Genomic DNA, 23,427 nt, shown 5'->3' on the forward strand with positions numbered 1-23,427 from the left:
TATGCCAGATAATTTAGACGAAATAGAATTAAGAAGTGAGGAGGTTCAAGAGATTCTGTCCAAAGTTCCTCATTGGATGATACGTTGGGGAAATGTATTATTTCTAAGTTTAATTATAATGGTTTTGGCTTTGTGCTGGTTTGTAAAATATCCAGATATTATATCCTCACAAGCTATTATTACTACTCAAATTCCTCCTCAAAAGGAATATGCTAGAATTACAAGTAATATTGATACTATATTGGTAAAAGATAATGACACTGTCCAACAACATCAACCTCTCGCAGTTTTAGAGAATACTGCAAAATATGAAGATGTGTTTTTATTGAGATCTATTTTAGATACATTAAGAATAAATAATAAATCTTTTAATTTTCCTATCGAAAGTATTCCAGTTTTATTTTTAGGGGATATTGATTCAGATTTTGCATTGTTTGAGAACAGTTTTATTCAATACAAGTTAAACAAAGAATTACAGCCGTTTTCTAATAAAGCTGTTGCGAATAGGTTTTCAGTTTCAGAATTAAAAAGAAGATTGGCAAATTTGAATGCTCAAAAAGAACTGAATGCCTCAGAATTGAGTTTTAAAGAAAAAGATTTGAAAAGGAACGAGTCCTTATTTCAAAAGGGAGTGATTTCTGCGATGGAATATGAAAACAAACAATTAGAGTATTTACAAGCAGAACGCAATTATAAGAGTATGAGCGTGTCTGTTTCTCAGATTAGAGAAGCTATTAATAATGCCTCTAGCAACCTTAAAGGAACCGAGATAAATAAAACTAAGGAAGAGATGGTATTACTAAAAAACGTAATTCAATCCTATAACCAATTAAAAAAAAGTATCAAAGATTGGGAAATGAGATATCTTCTCCAATCAAATATTAATGGAAAAGTTACCTTTCTCAATTTTTGGACAGAGAACCAAAATGTTAATCAAGGCGACCTTGTTTTTACAATAATCCCAACAAAAAATTCATCATTTATTGCAAAATTAAAAACTCCTGCTCAAAATTCTGGCAAAATTCAACTTGGTCAAAAAGTGAATATTAAAATAGAAAATTATCCTGACGCTGAGTTTGGAACACTCCAGGGAGAAGTGGTTCATATTTCTCTTATCCCGGATACAGAAGGGTTTTATCTTATCGATGTAAGCCTCCCATCTACTCTTATTACTTCTTATAATAAACAAATAGAGTTTAAACAGGAAATGCGAGGAGTTGCTGAAATTATTACTGAAGATTTAAGGCTTATTGAGCGCTTTTTTTATCAGTTTAAAGAATTAGTTTCACGTTGATAAATTTGTTACGCCTCTCATAAATACTTGATAGATCAGCTGAGACCCTTTTTAATTGTCTATTGCAAAGCTTCCACAATTTGAGAGTGATATCTGTTTATTGTTGTATTTAGTCTTTCAGTACATAGCATTAGGTTTTTTCTAACCCTATCTTCTCCTACGTGAATTTCAATAGCAATTCGATTAGCTAGATTATCAGAAATCCCCGAGCACATTTTCAATACAAACCTCATTACGTACCATCTGTTATGAGATCGCCCAAGTTCTGCGGCAGTTAAAACAGCCATGGATTTGACTTCTAAGTCATCGCTTAGATTATAAGCAGTATGAATATGTCCGATTAGTACATCACAGTAATCGAATACGAAATTTTTGGAATTTATCCATTCGAAATATTTTAATATAAAGCGTTTCCATAAATATGAATCAATTTCATAACTGCGTTCAATAAAGCTTGAGTTTAATTCGTAAAAAATTGGATCTTCAGCTTCTGCGGTATGCTCGATATATATCAAAAAGGCATCAAAATTTTCTAAAGTCCAATCTTCAATTTTTGGAATTTCTTCAATCCATTTAGTAGTTACAGCAGCAACATCTTTAATCACATCTGTTTTTGCCAAATAACCTAAGAGAACGTTTCTCAAAACCCCTACATCTTTAAATCTCCTTTTTATATTCTCATCTGTACACTTTTCAAGAATTATTCCCACTGGTCCATTCGTGGTCAATTTACCATAAGGGATTCTTGAGCCTCCATCAAAAATATCGTGTAATATTGCACCGAAGGAGTAAATATCAGCATGATGTGTCACTCCATGAAAATTTGTATGTTGCTCTGGAGCCATATACGGAGTAGAACCAGCACCAAAACCGTCTGATGTTACAAATGAAGTTGTTAATTCAGAATCCGAAGTAATTAAACCCATATCGGCTAACTTCCATCTTCCATCATGAAATAAGATATTTCCTGGCTTCAAATCCCTATGAGTAAACCCAAGGTCGTGTAAGCTTTCTAGACTATTTAAAATATCCGCTAAACCTTCGGGAATTTCGAAATTTGATTTAGCCTTTATAATTTCATCTGAAAAAACCTTTTCAGCTAACGGCATTAAAAACCAAGGTTCACTACCTTCTAAAAATGGAAAAAGAATGGGAATAAAAAATTCTGGACTAAGTTTTTCCTGTATTTTAACTTCACGGGAAAATCATCTTTTTAATTTATCCAACAGTTCAGGAGTCATCTTTTCCTTTAACATTGGTCGAAAAGTTTTTCTAGCTAGGTGGCTGGCTCCCATCTTCCATTAACACCTCGTGAACAACGCCAAAACCACCCGAATGTATTTCTCTAATTACTTCAACTATTTTCATTCACGAAATATAGTGATAAATCTTCTAGTTTGAGAATACAAATTGATCCATAACCATCTTTATTTTTAACAAAATTACCGTTATCAATACAAATAACATTACGCTTTTCTTGGACTTGTTTAATTATTTCATCTTGTGCGATTGGAGAGTGACCGTGAATTACAATTCTATTGCCTAACCAATTTTCATCAAAAACATCTTCCCAATTTCTCAACCAAAGAAGACTATATTCGTCGGATAGAGGTTTATCGATTTTCATGTTAATCCCCGCATGAACCATTATAAAATTTTCAATAATTAGATAAGGTTTCAGGTTTTTCAAAAACCCTATATATTTAGATGGAATAGGTTCAATTTTAGAAGTCGAAAAACTTTTCAAAGTGTCTTTGCCACCATTCTTCATCCATGTCACTTTAGCAGTAGTATCCTTAAGAGAGTCAATCATCATTTGTTCATGATTTCCTTTAAGACAGGTAACATTTAATCCAGCCTCAATCATTAGGAAAATTGTGTCAATAACACCTTTACTGTCTTCGCCTCGGTCAATCATATCACCCAAAATTATCAATCTATCGGTTTTCTTAAAATTTATAGATTTAAGTGCCTTTCTGAATAGAGAGTTGTTTCCGTGAATATCTGAAATAAGGTATGTATTCATAGTTTGTTATCAAACATTTTACAAAGATAGAATATATAGAATGATTTAAAGTGAAACACATTTCATTAAATAATACCCGTTATTATTAATAAATTTATTGAATTATTTACTCAGCATCAACAACTCATTCACAAGAATCTCAGTCGTATAATTCTTCTTACCCTCTGTGTCTTCCCAAGAACGGTTCGTTAATTTACCTTCAACGGCAATTTCTTGCCCCTTAGTGACATAGTTCTCTACAACATTGACTAAACCACCCTTCACAATTATATTATGCCAATAAGCACGCTCAACCTTGTTTCCGTCTTTATCTTTATAACTATCATCGGTAGCCATAGAGAATTTAGCCATTTTGTTTCCATCTTTGAAAGTTACTATTTCTGGATCTTGTCCTAATCTTCCAATTAACTGTACTTTGTTACGTAATGCATTCATAATTTTTAATATTTAAAGGATTATGAATTCGTGGGTCGTAGCCCATGAATTCTATTATTTTTTTTACATTCTTTTGTTGTGGTTGGCTCTCGCCATATTCCCATTTGTAGATGGTGGATTCGTAGACGTTCAGTTCCATTGCCAATTCATTAGTGCTATAGCCGTGAGAAAGGCGGTATTGTCGTATATATTCACCAAACGAGCTTGCCACTGATGGGTAGTCTTTAGGCAACCAAACGGCCTCCAATTCGATTTCGCAAATGGTCAACGATGTGGTGCCAATAAGCGCGCTCCACTTTTTGCCCGTTTTTATCCTTGTAACTATCATCTGTAGCCATACTAAATTTGGCCATTTTGTTCCCATCTTTTAGGGTTACAATTTCAGGTTCTTGACCTAATCTTCCAATCAACTGTACTTTGTTTCTAAGTGCGTTCATAATTTTAAATTTTAATGTTAAACAGTTAAGATTCATTAATAATGTCAAACGATTATCATCCGACACTGCAAACATATTACGACTTCAAAATCCAATTCGGTAGTTACGCACTTACTATCGTTTGCAAATGTTTGTAATCGTTTGTTTTCTTTTTATCCACTAAAAAACAGGTAACTATATACAAGTTTACACTAGAAAGTAAAGTTGAATTTCGCCAATTGGAATATGGCTTTTTTTTGAAGTATGCAAGTTGTTTAATCTATGATTGTAATACCGCTGATTCAGTAAAACAGAGCATAAGCTTTTGCTGATATTTTAATATCAAATTAAATTCTTACTTGTCATTGAACGTGAGCATCGTTAATACTATCCCTTGGGGCTTAGTCCTAACTAAACGGTCAAAACCGATGCAGAGTTATTGGTGCAAAATTCACCAATAACTATTACTCTTTTTTATGGTCTTTTGGGTTCCAATCTAGACCTTTTTTTAGTTTTTGGTTGTATTCTGATAATTCCTGTTCTTCAAAATAGCCTCTATCTATATTTAGATTTCTGAATTTCATAAATAAATCAAAGGTGTTTCCTCCCTCTTGCAACCACTTTAAAACAACATTGAACGCTATTTCAAGATGGGTTGAAATATAAGCTTGTCTACTGTCAGCGCCTCTTTTTCCAGTTTCGTCTTTTTTGTGTCCTCCAGTTAAGAATATAATCTTTTCTTCACGAACAAAACGCCTAACTTCACTATTCTCTTTTCCTTTTGGTAAATGAGTTTTTAAAATACCCTCTATAGCATAATAAACCTTGTAAGCCTTTTCTGGGTCTTGAACATCGTCCACTAAATCGATTTGAAAAATATCTTCTTTAAAATCATCTTCAAGACCTAACTGAAAGCCTTTGTTTCTATCAGCTTCTTCTGCGAGTTTTTTAATTTCGTCTATGTCGTTCGCCTTATTTTTTATTTGTTTTTTCATAATTTATTAGTTTGATACCTTTTCGATTATTTTTTCTATTTCCTGCATTGGATTATCTGATGTCCAGATATTAGTTTTTAATGGATCTAGAGCGGGCTTAGAACTTATTAAATATTTATTAAATTTTCTGTACAATGAATTTTTTTTGGTTTCTGGTTGGTCATATATATAGAAACCATATATGATTGAACTGTGAACACCATGTTCTTCAGCATACATAGAAACAACGTTTTCGTTTCCTATATTACTCTCAATATATCTGAGTTTTTCATCTGAAAACAACATTGTTCTAGCAAACATGTTAGCTCTGTCTTCATTAAGCAAAAGTAAATCCAATGCGCCAGAGAGATGATATTTATTTGTTTTCAACTCATCTAAATCATATAGAATATGACACAATTCATGAAATAGGGTAAACCACGCCATGTCATATTTCCCATAATAATCTGTTATAACAATACAAGGTTTACCATTAACAATAAATGTAGCACCTTTAACTGAGGTTTTAGAAACATACTTTTGTACAATAACAGTAACACCAACAACATAAAGCGCTCTCACTACAGTTTGAAAACCTACTGTTTCTAATCTGGTGTAAGGCCTTATTTTTGGTATTAGCTTTTTTAAATCATCTAAATCAAAATCATTTGGATTTCCAATTTTTTCAAGTTGCGTATAAGCAGATTTAACCCAGAAAATATTCATTAAATCATTCGAAGAACGTTTTGATTTACTAAATAAAGGTTGTGCAACAAGACCGTTATAATCAAAAATGGATTCAATATCAAAAAATTTTAATATTCTATTTTCAATATATTTAAAATCTGTTTTTGTTTTTATAAACCCTATTGACTTAAGCCCATCTAAATCAAAGTTTTTGACAATAAAGTTTGCTTTTTTTATTTCGTCAAGTTCTCTAATAGATTCTTCTTTAAGTCCCGATAAATAAACTTTAACTGTATCTTCTAAATCTAATTCTAAAAAACTATTAATCTTAACTATTGAAAGAAGATCAACTTTTTGATTGTCTCCATTTAATATTCTATTTAGAGTGTCAATGTTAATGCCTACTAGCGTTGACAATTGCCTATCTGAACTAATGCCAAGTTCATCTTTTTTGTTTTCGATAAGATCGTGTAAAGATCTATTACTGTTAATCCCAAGTATTTCGTAAAGTGTAGATAGGTTAGTGGTAGAACTCATAATGTCTCATTTTTGAGATACGAATATAAGGAATTATAACATATAATACGCTTATTGTCTCAAAAATGAGACATTATGATATTAACTGTTTGTAAGTAACTCTATTCTCTAGGTTATTCAGAAGTAAATTAAATCTACCTGCCTCAGTATTGGTGCGTGAATTATATCTAAATACAAACTCGTCAACATATAATTGTAGATGCTTTTTAGATGTAAAATGATATACTCCAAATATACCACGTTTTAGTATTGACCAAAAGCCCTCTATTGTATTTGTATGTATTCTACCCTGCACATATTCATGCTTACTATGTTTTACAAATTGGTGGTCATAGATACGCTGTAAAGACTTGTAAGAAGTGTATTCGTCTGTATATAGTGTAGCACCCTCTTTTACGTTTTTGATTATCTCACGTGATAAAGATGCGGTTGTGGTATCTTTTACAACTGTAGCAACAACTTTACCGTATCTCTGCACCATTCCAAGTACAGGCGTTTTATCATCACTAGTGCCACGAGTTTTTTTGTTTGCGTGGCGATTCTTATTCTTGCCACCTACAAATGTTTCGTCAGCTTCAATTTCTCCTTCCATTTGCTCGTTAGCATCAATACCAAAACATTGGCGTATTCTACCCAACATAAACCAAGCTGATTTTTGCGTAATATCAAGGTCACGACCTAACTGTAATGAAGATATTCCTTTTTTGTGTCCTGTAACCAACCAAATAGCAAGAAACCATTTTTGTAATGGCAATTTAGTATTGTCAAAAATTGTGTTGGTCTTTACATTAAAGTATTTTCCTGTCTCTTTGCACTTGTACTTATTTCCCTTGCAGTCATATACCTTAGAATCGGCATCAAAAGGGCTTATAACGTTACCATTCCATCTTATTTCTTCTAAGTGGTCTATACAAGTCTGCTCGTCTGGGAACGCTTGTATCAGTTCTAAAATGGATTTGAAGTCTTGGTTGATCATAGTGCAAGTATTATTACACTACAAATATAAGTAGTTAATTACACTTAAACTATTTATTTGGTGTAAATAAAGCATAATAATTAAAATTGTTAAGAACTGTGTGAAAATGTTGATAAATACATAAAAGAATCATAAAGCATCTTTATGATTCTTGTTAAAATTACCTTAAATTTGTAATATAAATCGACCTTTATTATGAATAATGATCAAATAAAACCAAAGACAATTAGGATTGAACCTAGTCTTTTGAGGAAGATTGAAGATATGTCTCGTAGAGAAAACAGAAATTTCAACAACATGGTTGAAACTCTTTTAATGCGAGCCACAAGTTCTTTGGAATAATATATGTACATTTGCAGTATCAATTTAGTTAAATTAGATATTCAGGTATGAGTCTCCAATAATACCTAGTCAGTATTGTTGGTTTTCTTTTTGTTTTACCTGTTTTTTTTGATTTAAAAACATTAAGCCCTGCTATCCCTATAGTGGGGCTTTTAGTTGTCAAGTATTTTGACAATGGCTTCGATGCGATGTGAGCTTAATATCAGAAGCTTTAACCGCTCACGTAATACTTGAATATTTATGCAGACTAAATTGATAAATGGTACATTACATAAATTGGTATTTAGAAGATACAAAGTTGGAAAAAATGGGGTTAAAATTTACCCTAAGAAAGCCAAATGCTTTGCCTTCTGGATTCCAGTATTGTAATGTATAGGAAAGTGGTTTGACGGCCGCTTATAAGGGACTTAGGGAGTCCCTTTTTTTATTTAACGCTAATATATATTGTTTGTTGCAATCTGCAAGAAAAAATTTCAAAAAAATGCTTTTTTAACACTTTTTAGTGTTTTTTATCGATTATTTATAATCATTAAAAATAACTTAGGAGTTTTTTTGTCTTTTCAACACCTAAATTTAAACATTTTATCTTTATAAACAAAATAAATTTACGTTGGTGTAAAGAGGTATATAGTTACCAAAAAACAGTTGTTTATATTTTTTTAAAAACTTCGGAAATTTTAAACGTTTTATATTTCCGAAGTTAATTTTATGCAATTTCCTACCCTCAAAAACCATAAGTATCATTGTAACTCTATGAAAAACCTATAATTTTTTTACTATCTTTAATAATTCAAAATTACTTACAATGAACACATCAAATGAGTGGACCAGAGACGTCCTTGAAGGTTATATTTTTATCTATGTGGCAAACGTAGATTTTAAAGAAAGTTATGAAGAGCGTGAAATAATAAGTGATAAAATTGATGCCGAAACTTCTGCCAGATTACACCGTGAATTTGCCAAGGATAACGATTATGAAAGCATTACTAAAATACAAGATGCCATCGCTCGTTTGGGCTACACCGAAGATGAAAAAGAACAACTTATCGAAGACGTAAAAGAACTCCTTACAGCAGATGGCGAATATGACGCCGCTGAGCAAAGTGTGTATCTTGCCTTGAGAAGAATTATCACATAATACGCTTACTAAACCATCCCCTACGAATACTAAAACACCCCTAATTATCCTTGGGTTTGAAATTACATTTGGTCAAAACAAATAGTAATCTCAAAAAATCAAACCCATGAAAAATCTCGTTCTCTTATCAATTCTTTTAGTTTCGGTAGCTAGTTTTGGTCAATACCAAGCTACTCAAAATAACAATCAAAAAACCGAAGCTCCCTATCTGGAAATTTCCGAAGCAAACGCCAATATCCCTTTGCTTTCTACAAAAACAGATGTGCATATCACCGGCACCATCGCCCGCGTAAAACTCACGCAAGTATATCACAACGAAAGTACTACGGCCATTGAGGCTAATTATGTGTTTCCCATGTCAACACAGGCCGCAATTCATGACATGAAAATGAAAATAGGCGAACGTGTTGTCAACGCTAAAATATTTGAAAAGCAAAAAGCAGAAAAGGTTTACAACGATGCCGTAAAAGAAGGAAAGCGCGCAGCTAAACTTGATCAATCTCGTCCCAATGTTTTCCAAATGAAAGTTGGAAATATCATGCCCGGCGACCGTATTGCGATTGATATGTATTATACTGAAATGTTAGCGCCATTAAACGGCGAATATCAATTTGTAGCTCCCGGAGTGGTGGGGCCAAGATTTACGGGCGAAAATAAAAGCGGAGAAGAAACTTTTAACCAGCCATACACCAAAAAAGGAATTGCAGATACGTTTGCTTTTGACATGAATGTGAGTATCAACGCGGGAATTACGATTCAAAATGTGGCGAGTTCATCGCACAAAATAAATGTTACCTACCCCAAAAATGACCAAGCGACGGTTTTTCTTTCAAAAAGCAATACAAATCCAGCCAACAGAGATTTTATCCTTAACTACACTTTGAGAGGCAACGCCATCTCCAGCGGACTCCTTTTATACGAGCACAATAATGAAAATTATTTTGCCTATATGATGGAACCACCTGCACAAGTTCAGGAGAAAAATGTGACCGCTAGGGAGTATCTTTTTATTGTGGATGTTTCTGGATCTATGAACGGGTATCCATTGGACGTTTCAAAAAATTTAATGCGAAATCTGCTTTGTAATTTACATCCGGACGACACATTCAATGTCCAACTGTTTGCTTCAAGTTCAACAGTATATAGCAGTCTTCCAGTTACCGCAACCGAAACTAATATTGAAAACGCCATCAAATTTTTAAGTCAAGGACAAGGCGGTGGTGGTACCGAATTATTGAGCGCACTCAACGTTGCCTACAATTTACCTCGCGCCGATGCTGGAAGTGCGCGCTCCATGGTCATAATTACCGATGGTTACGTTTCGGTTGAAAAAGAGGCTTTTAAAATTATTGAAGAACATTTGGATGAGGCGAGTGTGTTTACTTTCGGGATTGGGTCCAGCGTTAACCGTCATCTAATCGAAGGAATGGCAAAGGTGTCAAATAGCCAGAGTTTTATTGCGACTTCGCAGGAAGAAGCGAGCGATATGGCATTGCAATTCAAAGAATATATTGCCTCACCGTTATTGACACAAGTAAAATTTGAGACCAAAGATTTTGAGGTGTACGACGTAGAACCCAGATCAATTCCAGATGTATTTTCGGCTAGACCGGTGGTTATTTATGGGAAGTACAAAGGAGAAGCAAATGGTAAAATTATGTTGACGGGCTACCAGGGCAGAAAGCGTGTAAAGCAAACCTATCAAGTGGCTGACGGAAATCTTTCAAACGATAATAAAGCCCTCCGGTATCTTTGGGCCCGTAAAAAGATTGAACGTCTTGACGACCTCAACACTAATTTTTACACAGATGTAAAAAACGAAGTCGTGGCATTGGGATTGGAATACAATCTCGCCACCAAATACACAAGTTTTGTTGCCGTGGACGAGCAAATTGTGAATCCCGGCGGAAATGCAAAAACCGTAAAACAACCACTGCCCATGCCCATGCACGTTGAAAACAGTGGCGTAGGCGCAGACGCCGAAGTGACTGGAAAAACCATCATCAAAAAATCATACACCTTGAGTTTTACAGATAAAGATTTACCTAATAAAGAGCTTCGGGAAATGAAAATTTGGTTCAAAGCTACCTTCGGGAAACTCACTACTACGTACGTTGCAAAGTATGGCGACCTTCAATTTAAGTTTGGGAAAGACGGCGCGTTACTTTCGGTTTCATATATAAAGGATGGAGTTTGGATAGCTTCCGCGGAAATGTTACAGGCATTCAAAATTCTGCAACTAAAAAAACCTGAAATAGCTGAGCAATTTACAGTGATTGCAACTAAAGTGATTTAATTGAAGTTTTGTATATGGTTGAGCACAGTCGAAACCTACCTTGAAGAGTGAGCGTTTAAATAAAACAACTTCATTTTTAAAAACTAACGACGCTTACTAAACAATCCCCTACGGATACTAAAAGCCCTCAAACAACTCCAGTTTGGGGGCTTACTTTTATACTATCAAACGGTAACAATTTTTAAAACAATAGTATTATGAAACATTTAATTAAAATTTTCGCTTTATGCTTTATTACACAATTGAGCATCGCACAGGACTTTGGAAAATCAAACGACTACCAAGTGACCGTTTCGAGTTCAGATAAAGAAAATTCTTTTGAGGGAACTGCGGCATATCTTTCCACTACAAAATCTACGAATGACGTTCTCGCCACATTTGAAGTGGACGCAGTATCAAATATAGACTCGATTAATGTGCAAGTTTTAGAAAGGACAGGGCTTGAAAACATAGCACAGGTAATTAAAGTAGATGTCATTTATGTTGAGTTCTGCAAGTACACGATTTCGCATTATTTTATGCTAACCGATACAAATGAAACCATTTCTTTACCCAAGTTATCGAACTCCGTTTGTGATGAGGAGGTGGAAGAAACGGTGTACCACTTTCCGTCACAGCCTTATGGCGAGCATAGTAAAATTGTGACGTCGCAAGTATTTTATAAAAATTATAATGAACTGCAAGCCGTAAAGCCAACCAATACTTTTGCGTGGAATGATGATGTTACAATTAGGCTTCAAAATTAATATACCCGCAACTATCTGCTAACTTTTAAAATTACAATAATGAAATTCTTCACAACCCTTTTAATCCTTTTTACACTATTCCTAGCGTGCGAAAAAGCATCGCTCTACAAAGACCTAGAAACCGAAGTTGCCATTGGGCTTTCAAAAATACCTTCGCACCAAATTGACACATCGGCAATCAATACAAACAAGGATAATTTGATTAAAACCCCATCCCAATCGGTTGTTTTCATTGCTGGGTTTGATGAAGATGACAATACGTATTATGCCAATGCAACAGCTTATTTCAAAAGCAAAAAAAATCATGTTGTTGAAGGATTATATTCGCTTGAGGAGATTATCAATTGGTTAAATAAACATGCAAATGATACCGATTATGCCTCTATTCAGATAGTGAGCCACAGCAATGCTTGGCGCGGAATGTCTTTGCGAGGATTGAAAGATGGGGAGCGAATTACAGTGGCGTCAATGAAAATGACTTCGGAAAAGTTACTGCAATCAACCTTGGGTATCACAGATGAAACCTCCATCGTTTTTCACTCCTGCGGACTTGGCGATAATCCCGAATTATTAAAAGAACTTAAAGACATTTTTTCAATGGATGCAAATCCCACGTTAACAGCATCTCCCTATTTTAATGTTTTTGGCGGAAAATATGCTGACCATTATTTGGCACAACCTTTTTATATCTTTCACCCTACAGCGCAATCACCGGGTCCTTTGCAATTGGCTTCCGAAATTTCAAAAACCTATCCCAATGAAACTATGGATTGGTTCAACGCTTTAAAAACGAGAGAAGAAACTACACTGGGCACTCCGTATTCATACAGATTTAATATTCCTGTGGAATGGGAATTTGAATATGAGTCGGCGGATGACATCCCACAATTAAACTCTAAAGAATCCATTATGGATTTTGTGAGTGACAATGATGAAATGGCTGCTGCGATGTACGAAATGAATGTGCCATTAGAGAAATTTAGATGGACGGCTAAAATTTCAGAAAACACATTGAAGATTTATGGAAAATCAACGGTACTTTGTGTATTGAAACCCATTATGGATGCCAAGGACAAAGGGAATTATATTTTTCCAGAGACTTCGAATAAAACTATTTACGCGACACTATAATGTGTCAGTACTGTTGCTGTTTGAAAAGCACCAGTGTGTAACAAGTATTCAACACTTTTTTAAAGAATTTAACCCACCACCCAAACAAGGTTGATTATATTTGAAAGACACGCATTCTTAATGAAAAACATATTTCTTCTTTTACTATTTGTCACGGTATTTGGGTTTGCTCAAAATAATGAGTTGCGCCCTTATACGCTAGCCGATGGTTTGCCGCAATCGCAGGTGTATGCTATTGTTCAGGATAGTATTGGCTATTTGTGGTTAGGAACGCAAGGCGGTGGACTGGCTCGATTTGACGGGGAAGATTTTACAATTTTTAATGAAAGTGACGGTTTGATTTCAAATTATATTCAGTCGCTTTTAGTGGTGGAAGATTCGCTTTTTATTGGCACAAAAAAAGGAATTTCTATTTTAGCCAATGGTACTGTAAACTCTTTTGAAAGTCCACAAGTTCATTGCATTTATAATGATGGAAAACAAACGTTTTTTGGTACTAATTCTGGAATCTATCAACTTGAAAAAGACGATACGCTCAAAAAAACAACGCTCAGCACAACCCTCAATAACGCAAAGATAAATGACATCCTTTTTGATGGAAAAAACTATTGGATAGCATCAAAAGAAGGGCTGTTTAAAACCGAATTCCTCCACAAACGAAGTCCTATTTCGCAAATTCAATTTGGTGATTTCACTTCTTTAAAATTGAATATAAACACATTGTATGCTGCTTCATTTTTGGACGGGATTTCATTAGTTAATATTTCTGAAGAAAAAACTGAAGCTATTGAAAAACCCCTCAGAATTAATGATATTTCTATTATAAAAAATCAGCTTTGGATATCTACGGATGATGATGGATTGACTGTATTAAATCTCGAAACCCTGCAATTTGAAAAGAAATTGGGCAGAACGAATGGGCTTTCGGTTTCTCATATTCGTAAGAGTTTTGAAGATAGAAATGGAGCCGTTTGGATTGCTACGAGTGGCGGCGGATTCTATAAATATTTTCCCAATCAGTTTACGCATTTTGACAAGGATACTGGCTTGAATGGAAATCGCATTTATGCCACACACGCCATTGAAAACGAATTATGGTTTTCGGTAGCAGAGCGGGGAATTTCTGTAATTGATTCGTTGGGAATTAAAAATATAGATCCAATTCCTGGATTTGAAAATGTAAAAATAAAAACACTTGCGAGTGATGACTTCGGAAATTTGTGGGCTGGAAGTGATGGAAAAGGAATACTATTTAGAGAGAACATTAAGGAACAAAGCATTGTAGTTTCAGGAGCTGACATTTCAGATATAAAAATTGACACGCTTGTTACCGTGAAAACCGTGAATCACCTTATCAATGAAAGCAACGGCTTTCCGTCAAACTGGATTAGACAATTGTATATCAATGGCAATACCATTTTGGCAGCTACGTATGCTGATGGTATTGTAAAATTTCAATATAACGATATTGATAAAGTGCCTACTATTTTGAATACTTTCGGAAAAGAGGAAGGCATTGAAGATTTGTTACTCGTTGATTTAAAAGCCGACAACCAAGGCCGTATTTGGTACAGTACCCAAAAAGGACATTTGGGCTATATTGAAGAAAACAGCGTAACACATTTGGGTGATGTTTTGGAATCAAATACGCCCATCAACAACCTTTTATTTAATGAAGACACGCTGTTTTTAGGCACCGCCGGAAATGGTATTTGGGCATCAACAGGATTTGATTATACTAAATTTCAGAAATTAAAAGGAGCTAAAACCGTGACCTCTCAAAACAGTTTTCAACTTATTTTTGACGCCCAAGGAAATCTGTGGACGGGAAGCGAACGTGGGATTGACAATATTATCATCAACAATGAAAATGAAATTGTGGACGTCTTCCACTACGGGCGAAACGATGGTTTTTTGGGTATTGAAACATGTCTCAATGCCGCCACAAAAGACGCACAAAATAACCTGTGGTTTGGCGCCATTTATGGTTTGACAAAATACAACACAAATCAATCAACCACTCAAAATAACCTAAAACCCGTCATCCGTTTTGAAGATATTAAAGTGGATTACACTTCTATAAAAGGTTCGGAGAAATGGGAAATTCAAAACAATAGTTTGCAATTGCAGCCGGATCAAAATCAAATTTCTTTCTCCTATCGCACGGTGGATTTAGATCATCCCATGGCGGTGCAGTATCGATTTAAATTGGATGCAGCTGAATGGAGCCCATGGTTAAAAAACAGCGAACAAAGCCTAGCAGGATTGGCGTACGGCAGTCACACGTTCACCGCACAATCGAGAGATTATAGATGGCAGGAAAGCGAGCCCATTTCGTTTTCATTCAATATTGAAAGTCCGTTGTATGCAAAAACGTGGTTTCAATGGTTGCTCATTGGGCTTTCTTTGCTTTTGATTTTCTTAATAGGTTATGGATATTTAAAGCGTATTAAAAGAAAAAATATCGCCGAAACGGACCGCCTTCAATTGGAGAATCATTTGCTTTCTTTAGAGCAAAAAGCATTAAGGTTGCAGATGAATCCGCACTTTATCTTTAATGTGCTCAACGGAATAAAAGCCATGGGAAGTACTGATACGGCTAAGATGAACAACACAATTAATAGTTTTGCGACATTGCTTCGGGGGATTTTAAACAACTCTAGAAAAGAGACTATCAATTTGGAAACCGAAATAAAAACACTGAGAAATTATATTGATGTTGAATTGTTGATGTCGCAAAAACCTTTCAAGTATAGTATTGATTTCTTTTCTGAAATTTCCGCAGAAGAAATATTGATACCGCCTATGTTGATTCAGCCATTTGTTGAAAATGCTATTCGCCATGGAATTTCGAAGCAAATTTCCGAAGGAAACCTTAAAATTGTCTTTAAAACCGAAGGCGATTTTTTACATTGTAGCATCACAGATAATGGCCCGGGAATTTTTGAATCGCAAAAAAACAAAACAGCCACTAATCATCAAAGTGTAGCGCTCGAAGTTACAAAAGAACGTATCGCTTCGCTAAGTGGAAAAGACACATTGCAATTAAAAGAATTGAAAAAGGAAGGGATAATCGTGGGTACCGAAGTTACGTTCACTATTCCACTAGAGACAGATTTTTAAGCCTCTCTCCAATCCGAGCGAGAGATAGTAAAAAACAAAATAACTATGTTAACAGCAGTAATAATAGAAGACATGCCAGATGCGCTTCATGTGTTGAAGGAAGAGCTGGCGCAGCACCACAAAGATATTGATGTAATCGCTACCGCGGGAAGTGTTGTGGAAGCGGCAAAAGTGTTGCGCAAAGTTCAGCCAGATATTTTATTTTTAGACATAATGCTAGGCGACGGTACTGGGTTTGATGTTCTTGAAATCTGTCCAGATTTAGAGAGTAAAATCATTTTTGTAACTGCCAGTGATGAGTTTGCAATTAGAGCCTTTAAGTTTGCCGCCATTGACTATGTGTTAAAACCCTATGCTAGTGAAGATTTAGCAAAAGCAATAAACAGAGCAAAAGAACATTTAAAGCCAAACCAAGAAAGACTTGATATTTTAAAAGACACCCTAGCAGCTCCCGAAGCAAAACCGAATAAAATTTCGTTGCACACGCTCGATAAGATTATTATCGTAAGTCTGGATGACATTGTGCGTTGTGAAGCAGACAGTAACAATACCATTTTTTATCTCAATGACGGAAAAAAGATTTTTGTAACCAAGACGCTTAAATACTTTGCTGATATGCTCAACTCGTATCGTTTTTTGAGAGTGCACCAAAGTCATCTTGTTAATTTAGATTGTATAAGCGCGTTCATTAAAACAGATGGTGGTTATTTATTATTGAAGAATAAAGAAACTGTACCCGTTTCAGTAAGAAAAAAAGCCGAAGTAATTGAAATGCTTGATAGGATGCATAGGTAGCTTTCACTTAAAAAAAATGAGGAGCCTCCTCAAGCTCCTCATTTAAACAAACTTATGTAAACCTCTGTTTACTGTATAACACAACACAATTTGGTTAATCGTTGCACCACAAATATATGTCTCAAATCACGTTCTATTATAGGTGAAAACACCTGATTTTTAAATAACTGTAACCATTTCTTTAAAACACGTAACTCGCTGCTACGATTAAATTGCGGCCAGGAGCCGTAATTCCTGATGAATACGTGCGGTATCTTTGATCCGTGATATTTTCTAATGTTGCATTTAATTGTAGTGCTTTTGTCAACTTGTATTGTGCCGCAAAATTAAGAGTGTGCCATCTAGGAGAAAACGGATTTCCATTTTCATCAGCAGCATATATTAACGCATTGTTTTGTTGACTTGGCGCTAAATCCTGAAAATCAAATTGCCCGTTATAAATTACATAGGCATCCATTTTTAACTTTCCTTTATTAAAGATGAAATGAGTATTTCCAAATTGCGGTGCAGCATGTCTAATAGGAGCTCTAGTGCCATCTTCTTCATCTGTAAAACCATCGGTAATATTATATTGACTTGTGAGTTGTAATGCCTTTGAAAAATTAATTTCTATACCGGCCTCAAAACCATATACCTCCGCTTTTCCAGAGTTTTGTATGGCTTGAACATTACTCAACTCTCCTTGATATAAAATTTCGGTTTCACCATCTAATTCAAAATCTCTTCGTACCAAAGCATTTTCAAGTACTGTGTAGAATGTTGCTACGTTAAGCTTTACTGCATTCTCAAAATTTAATGATGCTCCTATCTCACCATTGTAAGCATATTCGGCTTCTAAATCTGGATTAGGTACTACAACGCTTCCTGGTTCACTATCAAAAACTTTACCTACATCATCAATATTGGGAGCTCTAAATGCAGTACCAAAGTTTGCACTCAACCCTAAAATTTCATTGGGTTTAAATGCCAATCCCGCACTTCCTGTCAAAGCTCCGGTATTAATATTTGCTTCTTCAAAAGGCAGGTCATATAATGTAGGGTCAAACGTTGCATCTACTAATATTTGGTTGTAACGAAGCCCCCCTTGAAACGAAAGTGTTTCTGCTAATGCTATCTGTGTACTTAGATATGCTGCCATCGATTGCCATGTAGAACCGTCTGGATAACGAGATACATCCCGTGTTGATATACCTGTTGTGATGTCTTCTTGTTGGCCTGTTGAACCTACTTTATTATATACATATTCAACGCCGTAATTAAATTTTGCCTTATTCCAGTCCTTTTCAAAATCCCAAGCAAATGTATATGCGCTTACTTTTTCTTGGGTTTTGAATAATATAGTTTCACCAAAATCTCTATCGTTTCGGCTTTCTTTAAATTGCTGAAATGATATCGTCGCAACACTCTCGTCAAATAATCCATCATTATAGGCAGTGTTTCTAGCCTGTAAATTTCCCGAAATCCATTCCTGCGGCCCATAATACCACTCAGCAGATCTCAATCCATCACCTCTCCTTCTAATCAATCTGTCATATCTTGGGTAATCACTGGTAGTTGTATAAAACAATCCCATATCAAAATTCCACTTATCTGACGGGCGGTAACGTATCTTTTGCATCGCGTTGATCTGGCTGTATCCCGTAAATCGTTGCAACTCTGGGTCATCATTTTCAATAAGCGTATCAACCCCATTAATGGTCTCCACATAATCAGGACGCAAATAATCGTCTGGACCATTGCTTCCCATTCTTAAATCGTCAAAATCGCTATAGGTCACACTTGTTAAAAATGCCCATTCCTTAGCACCAATGTTGAAATCAAAGTGCCCTGTTTTTTCATTGTTTGCCGTTGCATATCGCCCCGTTGCATTTCCAGAAACCGAAAGACCTTCTTCAAACGAAAACTTTGGTTTCTTTGTGTAAAAGTTCATCACACCCCCTATGGCGTCACTCCCGTAGGCTACAGATCCTGGACCTAAAATTACTTCGGTACGCTCAATGGAAAATGGATCAATGGAGATTACATTTTGCACGTTTCCGGCTCTAAAAATCGCAGTATTAAATCGTACTCCATCAACTGCAATCAATAATCTATTTGTTGAAAACCCTCTAATCAAGGGGCTTCCACCTCCCAATTGACTTTTTTGCACATACACTTGCCCGCTACTTTCTAGCAAGTCTGCAGCTGTCTGCGGATTTGAAAACAGCACATCTTCGCTATCCACAGTCACGATTTGATTGGGAATGTCGCGTTTATTTTGACCAAATTTTGACACCGAAAGTACCACCTCATCAAGGTTACTAGCATCTTGACCCATGATAACTTTATTACCTGCTGAAATGATCTGCGATTTTTTTAATTTTAATGCTGTGTGCGATATATGCTGAAATGTTAAAACCTCATTCTCACTAAATGCCGAGATATTTACGAAGCCGTCAAAATCTGAAACGGCACTTTTACTTTTATCTGTATTAAAAACAGCAACCCCGGGAATGGGGTCGTTTGATTCGTTGTCTAAAATTTGGATTTGTTGGGAAAAGGCTTGAGCTATTGAAAGGATAAAGATGCAGAGTAAAAGTAGTCGTTTTTTCATTAGTTAAATAGTTGGTTGAGCACGGCTAGTGATTTTGGTTTTTTATACCCGTGCAGATGTAATTGATAATATTCCAAGACCAAATTTAAAACGTCAAGGCGTGCTTTTTTGGTCAATTTTAAAGCGGAACTATTATCAAAATTTATGCCAAAGAACATCTTAAAATCGTCCACACGTTCGCTCATTTCAGAATAGATGGAAATGTCTTCATTTTGAAATTGACCTTCGGCTAAATTGAAATAAGGCAGTTCAATTTCCGAAGTATCTGGGTAACAGCCTAAATGCTCTGTTAATTTCAGCAAAAAATGAATATGAAAATTTGCAATGTTATCATGATGGTCAAGCCATTGTAATGACGCTTCGATATATTCAAAAAGACGAATGTTTGTTTCTTCTTCTTTAATTGAATTTTTTAACATTTCGGCTAGAAAAAGCGCCAAGGATGATTTTACAACATTAGTGTGTAATGTTTGGTACGTATGGTACACTTTTGCTTCTCTAATGCTTTCCAGCGTACCCTTATTTTTGTGGTTTGCAACAATCTCCAATTGGGTCAACGGCAGAAAATAGGAAGCCTTTAATTTTCCTTTTTTCGAATTTAAAACCCCTCGGAGCAAATAGGTTTTGAGCCCACTTTTTTGAGTAAAACAGGTAACGATTAAATCTGCTTCGGCATATTTGAGGGAGGAAAAAACAATTGCTTTTGTAGTTTCGATCATTATCGAACAATCATTATTTTCTTGATTTTTGTTTCTAATGCGTCCTCGCTGGTAATCAATACAAGGTACACTCCAGATGCCACTTTATACCTTCCGAAGGCCATAGTATCCCATTGCACGCTTCCCCCTTCACTGGTTTGTTGGTATACGAGATTTCCTTCTATATCGGTGATTTTTACATTGGCGTTTTCAGTCAACCCATCTATAGTAACTAGCCCCTCAAATTGTGGGCGAACAGGGTTTGGAAATACGAAGACTTCCTCAAGATTGTCCCTAGGTGCTGTGGCAGTACCATTATATGCAATAAGGCCTTTCAAGGTGGCAAAATACACAACGCCGGTAAATTCATCAATGGCTATGTCCTGTATATTATTTGAAGGCAAAGGTGAATTTTCATTGTTAAACTGTAACAACGTTTCTTGACCGTTAGCTGAAACATAAAACACCCCAGAGGCTGCTGTTGCTATCCATTTATTGTTAGAACCATCGACTTCAATATCAGTTATTGTTTGCTCAAAAAGTAATTCTTGACCTACACCTTCATCATCAGCAAAAATGATTGCTTGAGATTCTACTTGCGCACCTTCATCAAAAAAACTTCCAGGATTAAAAAGTACCCTTAACCCTCTTATTGTACCAATCCATAATCTATTTTGATTGTCAAAAGCCAGCGATCTAATATCTGTGGAAGGAAGGTTTCCTTGTCCTGTTTCTTCTGCAATTTTATTAAACTGTCCTGTAGAAGGATTATATCCCACAAGCCCTGTTTGCACAGCTCCAAAGAAAACCAATCCCTCTCTGCTTATAGCTATATCGCTATAGGCCAACTCATCTCTACCACCAGATATATCACTAACGTCAACAAGGCTAAATTGATTACTAGGCGTTTTTCTGAAAAGCGCATCATCGGTTAAAGATTGTACTCCCCATAAATCTCCAGTACTGTCAAAATCAACACCATAAATACGAACACCAGCATTGTTTCCATTAAATACTGGGTTTTCTAAAGGAGTATTGGTTTCATTGAAGAGTGTTACAGGAATTTGGTCTTTAATATTAAGTAACCCACTACCAAAGGATGAAAAATATACCGAGCTAGTATCGTTAGGGTCTATCTTAACATTAACAATATTATTTACAGATGATACTCCTAATTCACTTATTAATTGTTCGTGTGGAATATTAAACCACGTATTGTCTTTTAAATTACTAACCCCCCTCCTTACCGTGGGGCTTGGATTATACGAAACTGTTACAGCACCAAAGCCAACCCAGAGTTGTCCTGGGGTCGCGTCAATAGCAAATGGATTGTTAAACAACGGCCCATCTGGTAAAATTTGCTCACCCATGTTAGAGCCAAAAGGCACTCTATATATTCCTTGCTCCGTTGTGCCCATATAAAAGAAATCACCAAAACTATATCCTGCCTGTAGTGTATAATTAATACCCGGTAATGAATTGACCTGGGAGCGCAATAAAAAACCTTGCTCATAAGCCCGAATAGCATTATCGTTTGTTACTGTGAGTATTTCATTATTAACTTTAAAATCTACAATTGGCGAATTATAGCTTGCTACTTGTTCAATTGTGTTGCCAGCATTAAATCTGGAAACGGTATTGTTACTCCCAGCAATATAAATAGTTGTTCCCAAACGTTGCACGCCCAGATAATTTCCAAAAACGAGTGTTTCCCAAGCCTCATAATCAATGATATCATCATCTGCTAATAAGGCTCTGCGTATTCCACCCGTAGGTGAGGATGCATAGATGAAAGGTTCTTGAATCGTTGTTTGCGAAATTGGGATGCGTGATCCCAAATCTCCAATGATAAAGGAGTCACCAAATTCTAATCTGTCAAGGTTGTATTCTGAAATTCCAAAATCGGCAGAAATGTAGATGATACCTTCATATTCTGTAAAATGATTGATTCGTTTTTCGTTAGGCGGAATAGAAAGTTTATCAAGAATATCCACCACTTTTAACACATCGTTATCTTGACGTACATTGACCACTTCAATCAATCCGTTTTCATAACCAACGAGTAAAAGATTTGCTGCTTCACTAAAATAAATTGCCGAAATAGACTCCCCCGAAAGTCCTTGAACACTTGAAATTGTCTCTAACTCTTGCGTATCTAAATCGTAAATAAATATGGCGTTCTCAGCAGCAACAAATACCTTTTGATTTCCTTGCGAAATGTCTTGTATAGAAACATAACTAAAGTAATCTGTCCAGAGCTCTTCAAAGTTTTGAGCCTGTATCGATGTGACGATAATAAAGAAAAAAAGTAGTAAAAAACGTTTCATGTGGATATACTAAACTACTATAACTATTTGCGAGTGCAAATATTGCGAATTTATGCGAGGTTGTGTTATATATGGGTTGAAGTGTTTGGGAAATTTTTATCCTTAGCAGAGATGGATTGTTAGGTATTTGTTCGTGATTTGTTTCAAAAGTGAGTGAATTATATCAGGTGTTACCCACAGTCACCTTCCGTTTGTTTTGCGCATTGTGAATTTAATTCTTAACAAAAGGATGTTAATATTTTTCAAACTAATGTAAACTCCTATGCTCACTGATATCTTAACGTTTTGTTGATAACCGTGTTGAGAACGGCCCTTGTTTATCCGCTGATAGCAAAACTTATGAACGTATATTTACAATAGAAAAAAGAAATGATATTTTTCTTTTTTTTTCACTTTTGCTGAAAAGAAATATATATATATGATATAAGGTTAGAGCCCTTAGACCTTTAATTAATTAAGGGGAATATTAATTTATATAAAATTTATTGAGTAAAAACAGTAAAAGTAAAAGGCTTCCAAAGTTTTTGAAAGCCCTTGAGAAAAATTCGAGTATAGTATTTAAAATAATACTACATCTTGTCCGACTATTAGACTAGTCGATGATTTAATAGATATAAATCTATTATCTTATTTATTAACCACCCGTTGTTGACGCAGCGGGTTTTTTTGTAAACAAGATTTGTTTTGTCAAGACAAATATACAATCAAACTATATATCTAACAAACTAGAGCTCATAATTTAACTTATAATACTCTTTAAGAAGAATAAAATAAAGAGCTTGTATACAATCAATTAAGGAATATTGATAATGATTCCGTTAGGTTTAAAACAATTTAAAATAAAGAACTTCAAGATATAGAAAATAATTTTTTTCACTAATGAGTTGAAGTTA

The 23,427-nt window shown here is 35.2% G+C and carries 16 protein-coding genes and 2 pseudogenes; 7 read left to right on the forward strand and 11 right to left on the reverse strand.

Features of this window, described 5'->3' with window-relative positions:
* Position 1 precedes the first annotated feature (1 nt).
* Entirely contained in the window at positions 2-1,294 is a 1,293-nt protein-coding gene (locus ACSHW7_RS02350) for an HlyD family secretion protein (protein ID WP_435677709.1), read from the forward strand.
* A gap of 59 nt (positions 1,295-1,353) precedes the next feature.
* On the opposite strand, the pseudogene ACSHW7_RS02355 reads toward ACSHW7_RS02350, so the two are convergent.
* The 8 genes and pseudogenes from ACSHW7_RS02355 to ACSHW7_RS02390 all read right to left on the reverse strand — a co-directional run.
* A pseudogene (locus ACSHW7_RS02355) lies at positions 1,354-2,484 on the reverse strand (protein kinase domain-containing protein); the annotation flags it as partial.
* 164 nt (positions 2,485-2,648) lie between these two features.
* Positions 2,649-3,320, reverse strand: coding sequence for a metallophosphoesterase family protein (locus tag ACSHW7_RS02360; protein WP_435677710.1), 672 nt, complete (start codon positions 3,318-3,320; stop codon positions 2,649-2,651).
* A 102-nt stretch (positions 3,321-3,422) separates the two neighbouring features.
* A complete protein-coding gene (locus tag ACSHW7_RS02365) occupies positions 3,423-3,755 on the reverse strand; it encodes a single-stranded DNA-binding protein (protein WP_435677711.1) in 333 nt (110 codons plus the stop codon).
* A complete protein-coding gene (locus ACSHW7_RS02370) occupies positions 3,739-4,017 on the reverse strand; it encodes a helix-turn-helix domain-containing protein (RefSeq protein ID WP_435678254.1) in 279 nt (92 codons plus the stop codon). Before ACSHW7_RS02370 ends, ACSHW7_RS02365 begins: the two co-directional genes overlap by 17 nt.
* A 4-nt stretch (positions 4,018-4,021) precedes the next feature.
* Positions 4,022-4,192 (reverse strand): annotated as a pseudogene (locus tag ACSHW7_RS02375) (single-stranded DNA-binding protein); the annotation flags it as partial.
* A gap of 443 nt (positions 4,193-4,635) precedes the next feature.
* Entirely contained in the window at positions 4,636-5,166 is a 531-nt protein-coding gene (locus ACSHW7_RS02380; RefSeq protein ID WP_435677712.1) for a hypothetical protein, read from the reverse strand.
* Positions 5,167-5,172: 6 nt separating this feature from the next.
* Complete coding sequence (locus tag ACSHW7_RS02385; RefSeq protein WP_435677713.1) at positions 5,173-6,369, reverse strand: ImmA/IrrE family metallo-endopeptidase; 1,197 nt, start codon at positions 6,367-6,369, stop codon at positions 5,173-5,175.
* Positions 6,370-6,442: 73 nt separating this feature from the next.
* A complete protein-coding gene (locus ACSHW7_RS02390; RefSeq protein WP_435677714.1) occupies positions 6,443-7,345 on the reverse strand; it encodes an IS1595 family transposase in 903 nt (300 codons plus the stop codon).
* Positions 7,346-8,492: 1,147 nt separating this feature from the next.
* Between ACSHW7_RS02390 and ACSHW7_RS02395 the strand changes: the two genes are divergently transcribed.
* The 6 genes from ACSHW7_RS02395 to ACSHW7_RS02420 all read left to right on the forward strand — a co-directional run bounded on the left by ACSHW7_RS02395 (position 8,493) and on the right by ACSHW7_RS02420 (position 16,916).
* Positions 8,493-8,825 carry a hypothetical protein gene (locus tag ACSHW7_RS02395; RefSeq protein ID WP_435677715.1) on the forward strand — a complete coding sequence of 111 codons (333 nt, stop codon included), beginning with the start codon at positions 8,493-8,495 and terminating at the stop codon, positions 8,823-8,825.
* Between the two features lie 106 nt (positions 8,826-8,931).
* Positions 8,932-11,121: a VIT and vWA domain-containing protein gene (locus ACSHW7_RS02400; RefSeq protein WP_435677716.1), complete on the forward strand. Its 2,190-nt coding sequence runs from the start codon at positions 8,932-8,934 to the stop codon at positions 11,119-11,121.
* Positions 11,122-11,318: 197 nt separating this feature from the next.
* A complete protein-coding gene (locus tag ACSHW7_RS02405; protein WP_435677717.1) occupies positions 11,319-11,867 on the forward strand; it encodes a hypothetical protein in 549 nt (182 codons plus the stop codon).
* A 39-nt stretch (positions 11,868-11,906) separates the two neighbouring features.
* Positions 11,907-12,998, forward strand: coding sequence for a hypothetical protein (locus tag ACSHW7_RS02410; protein ID WP_435677718.1), 1,092 nt, complete (start codon positions 11,907-11,909; stop codon positions 12,996-12,998).
* A 120-nt stretch (positions 12,999-13,118) separates the two neighbouring features.
* Positions 13,119-16,121: a sensor histidine kinase gene (locus ACSHW7_RS02415; RefSeq protein ID WP_435677719.1), complete on the forward strand. Its 3,003-nt coding sequence runs from the start codon at positions 13,119-13,121 to the stop codon at positions 16,119-16,121.
* A gap of 45 nt (positions 16,122-16,166) precedes the next feature.
* On the forward strand, positions 16,167-16,916 hold the full coding sequence (locus ACSHW7_RS02420; RefSeq protein WP_435677720.1) for a LytR/AlgR family response regulator transcription factor: 750 nt from the start codon (positions 16,167-16,169) through the stop codon (positions 16,914-16,916).
* A gap of 181 nt (positions 16,917-17,097) precedes the next feature.
* Here the strand turns inward: ACSHW7_RS02420 and ACSHW7_RS02425 are convergent, their stop codons facing one another.
* Genes ACSHW7_RS02425 through ACSHW7_RS02435 form a run of 3 tightly spaced genes read right to left on the reverse strand, consistent with a single transcriptional unit; the run spans position 17,098 to position 22,534 of the window.
* On the reverse strand, positions 17,098-19,509 hold the full coding sequence (locus tag ACSHW7_RS02425; RefSeq protein WP_435677721.1) for a TonB-dependent receptor: 2,412 nt from the start codon (positions 19,507-19,509) through the stop codon (positions 17,098-17,100).
* Positions 19,509-20,228, reverse strand: a complete 720-nt coding sequence (gene recO / locus ACSHW7_RS02430; RefSeq protein ID WP_435677722.1) for a DNA repair protein RecO — start codon at positions 20,226-20,228, stop codon at positions 19,509-19,511. Before recO ends, ACSHW7_RS02425 begins: the two co-directional genes overlap by 1 nt.
* Positions 20,228-22,534: a T9SS type A sorting domain-containing protein gene (locus tag ACSHW7_RS02435; protein ID WP_435677723.1), complete on the reverse strand. Its 2,307-nt coding sequence runs from the start codon at positions 22,532-22,534 to the stop codon at positions 20,228-20,230. The genes recO and ACSHW7_RS02435 overlap by 1 nt, the downstream gene beginning before the upstream one ends.
* Positions 22,535-23,427: the final 893 nt, after the last annotated feature.

Origin of the sequence: Patiriisocius sp. (genome assembly GCF_051252435.1) — a bacterium.
GTDB lineage: Bacteria > Bacteroidota > Bacteroidia > Flavobacteriales > Flavobacteriaceae > Patiriisocius.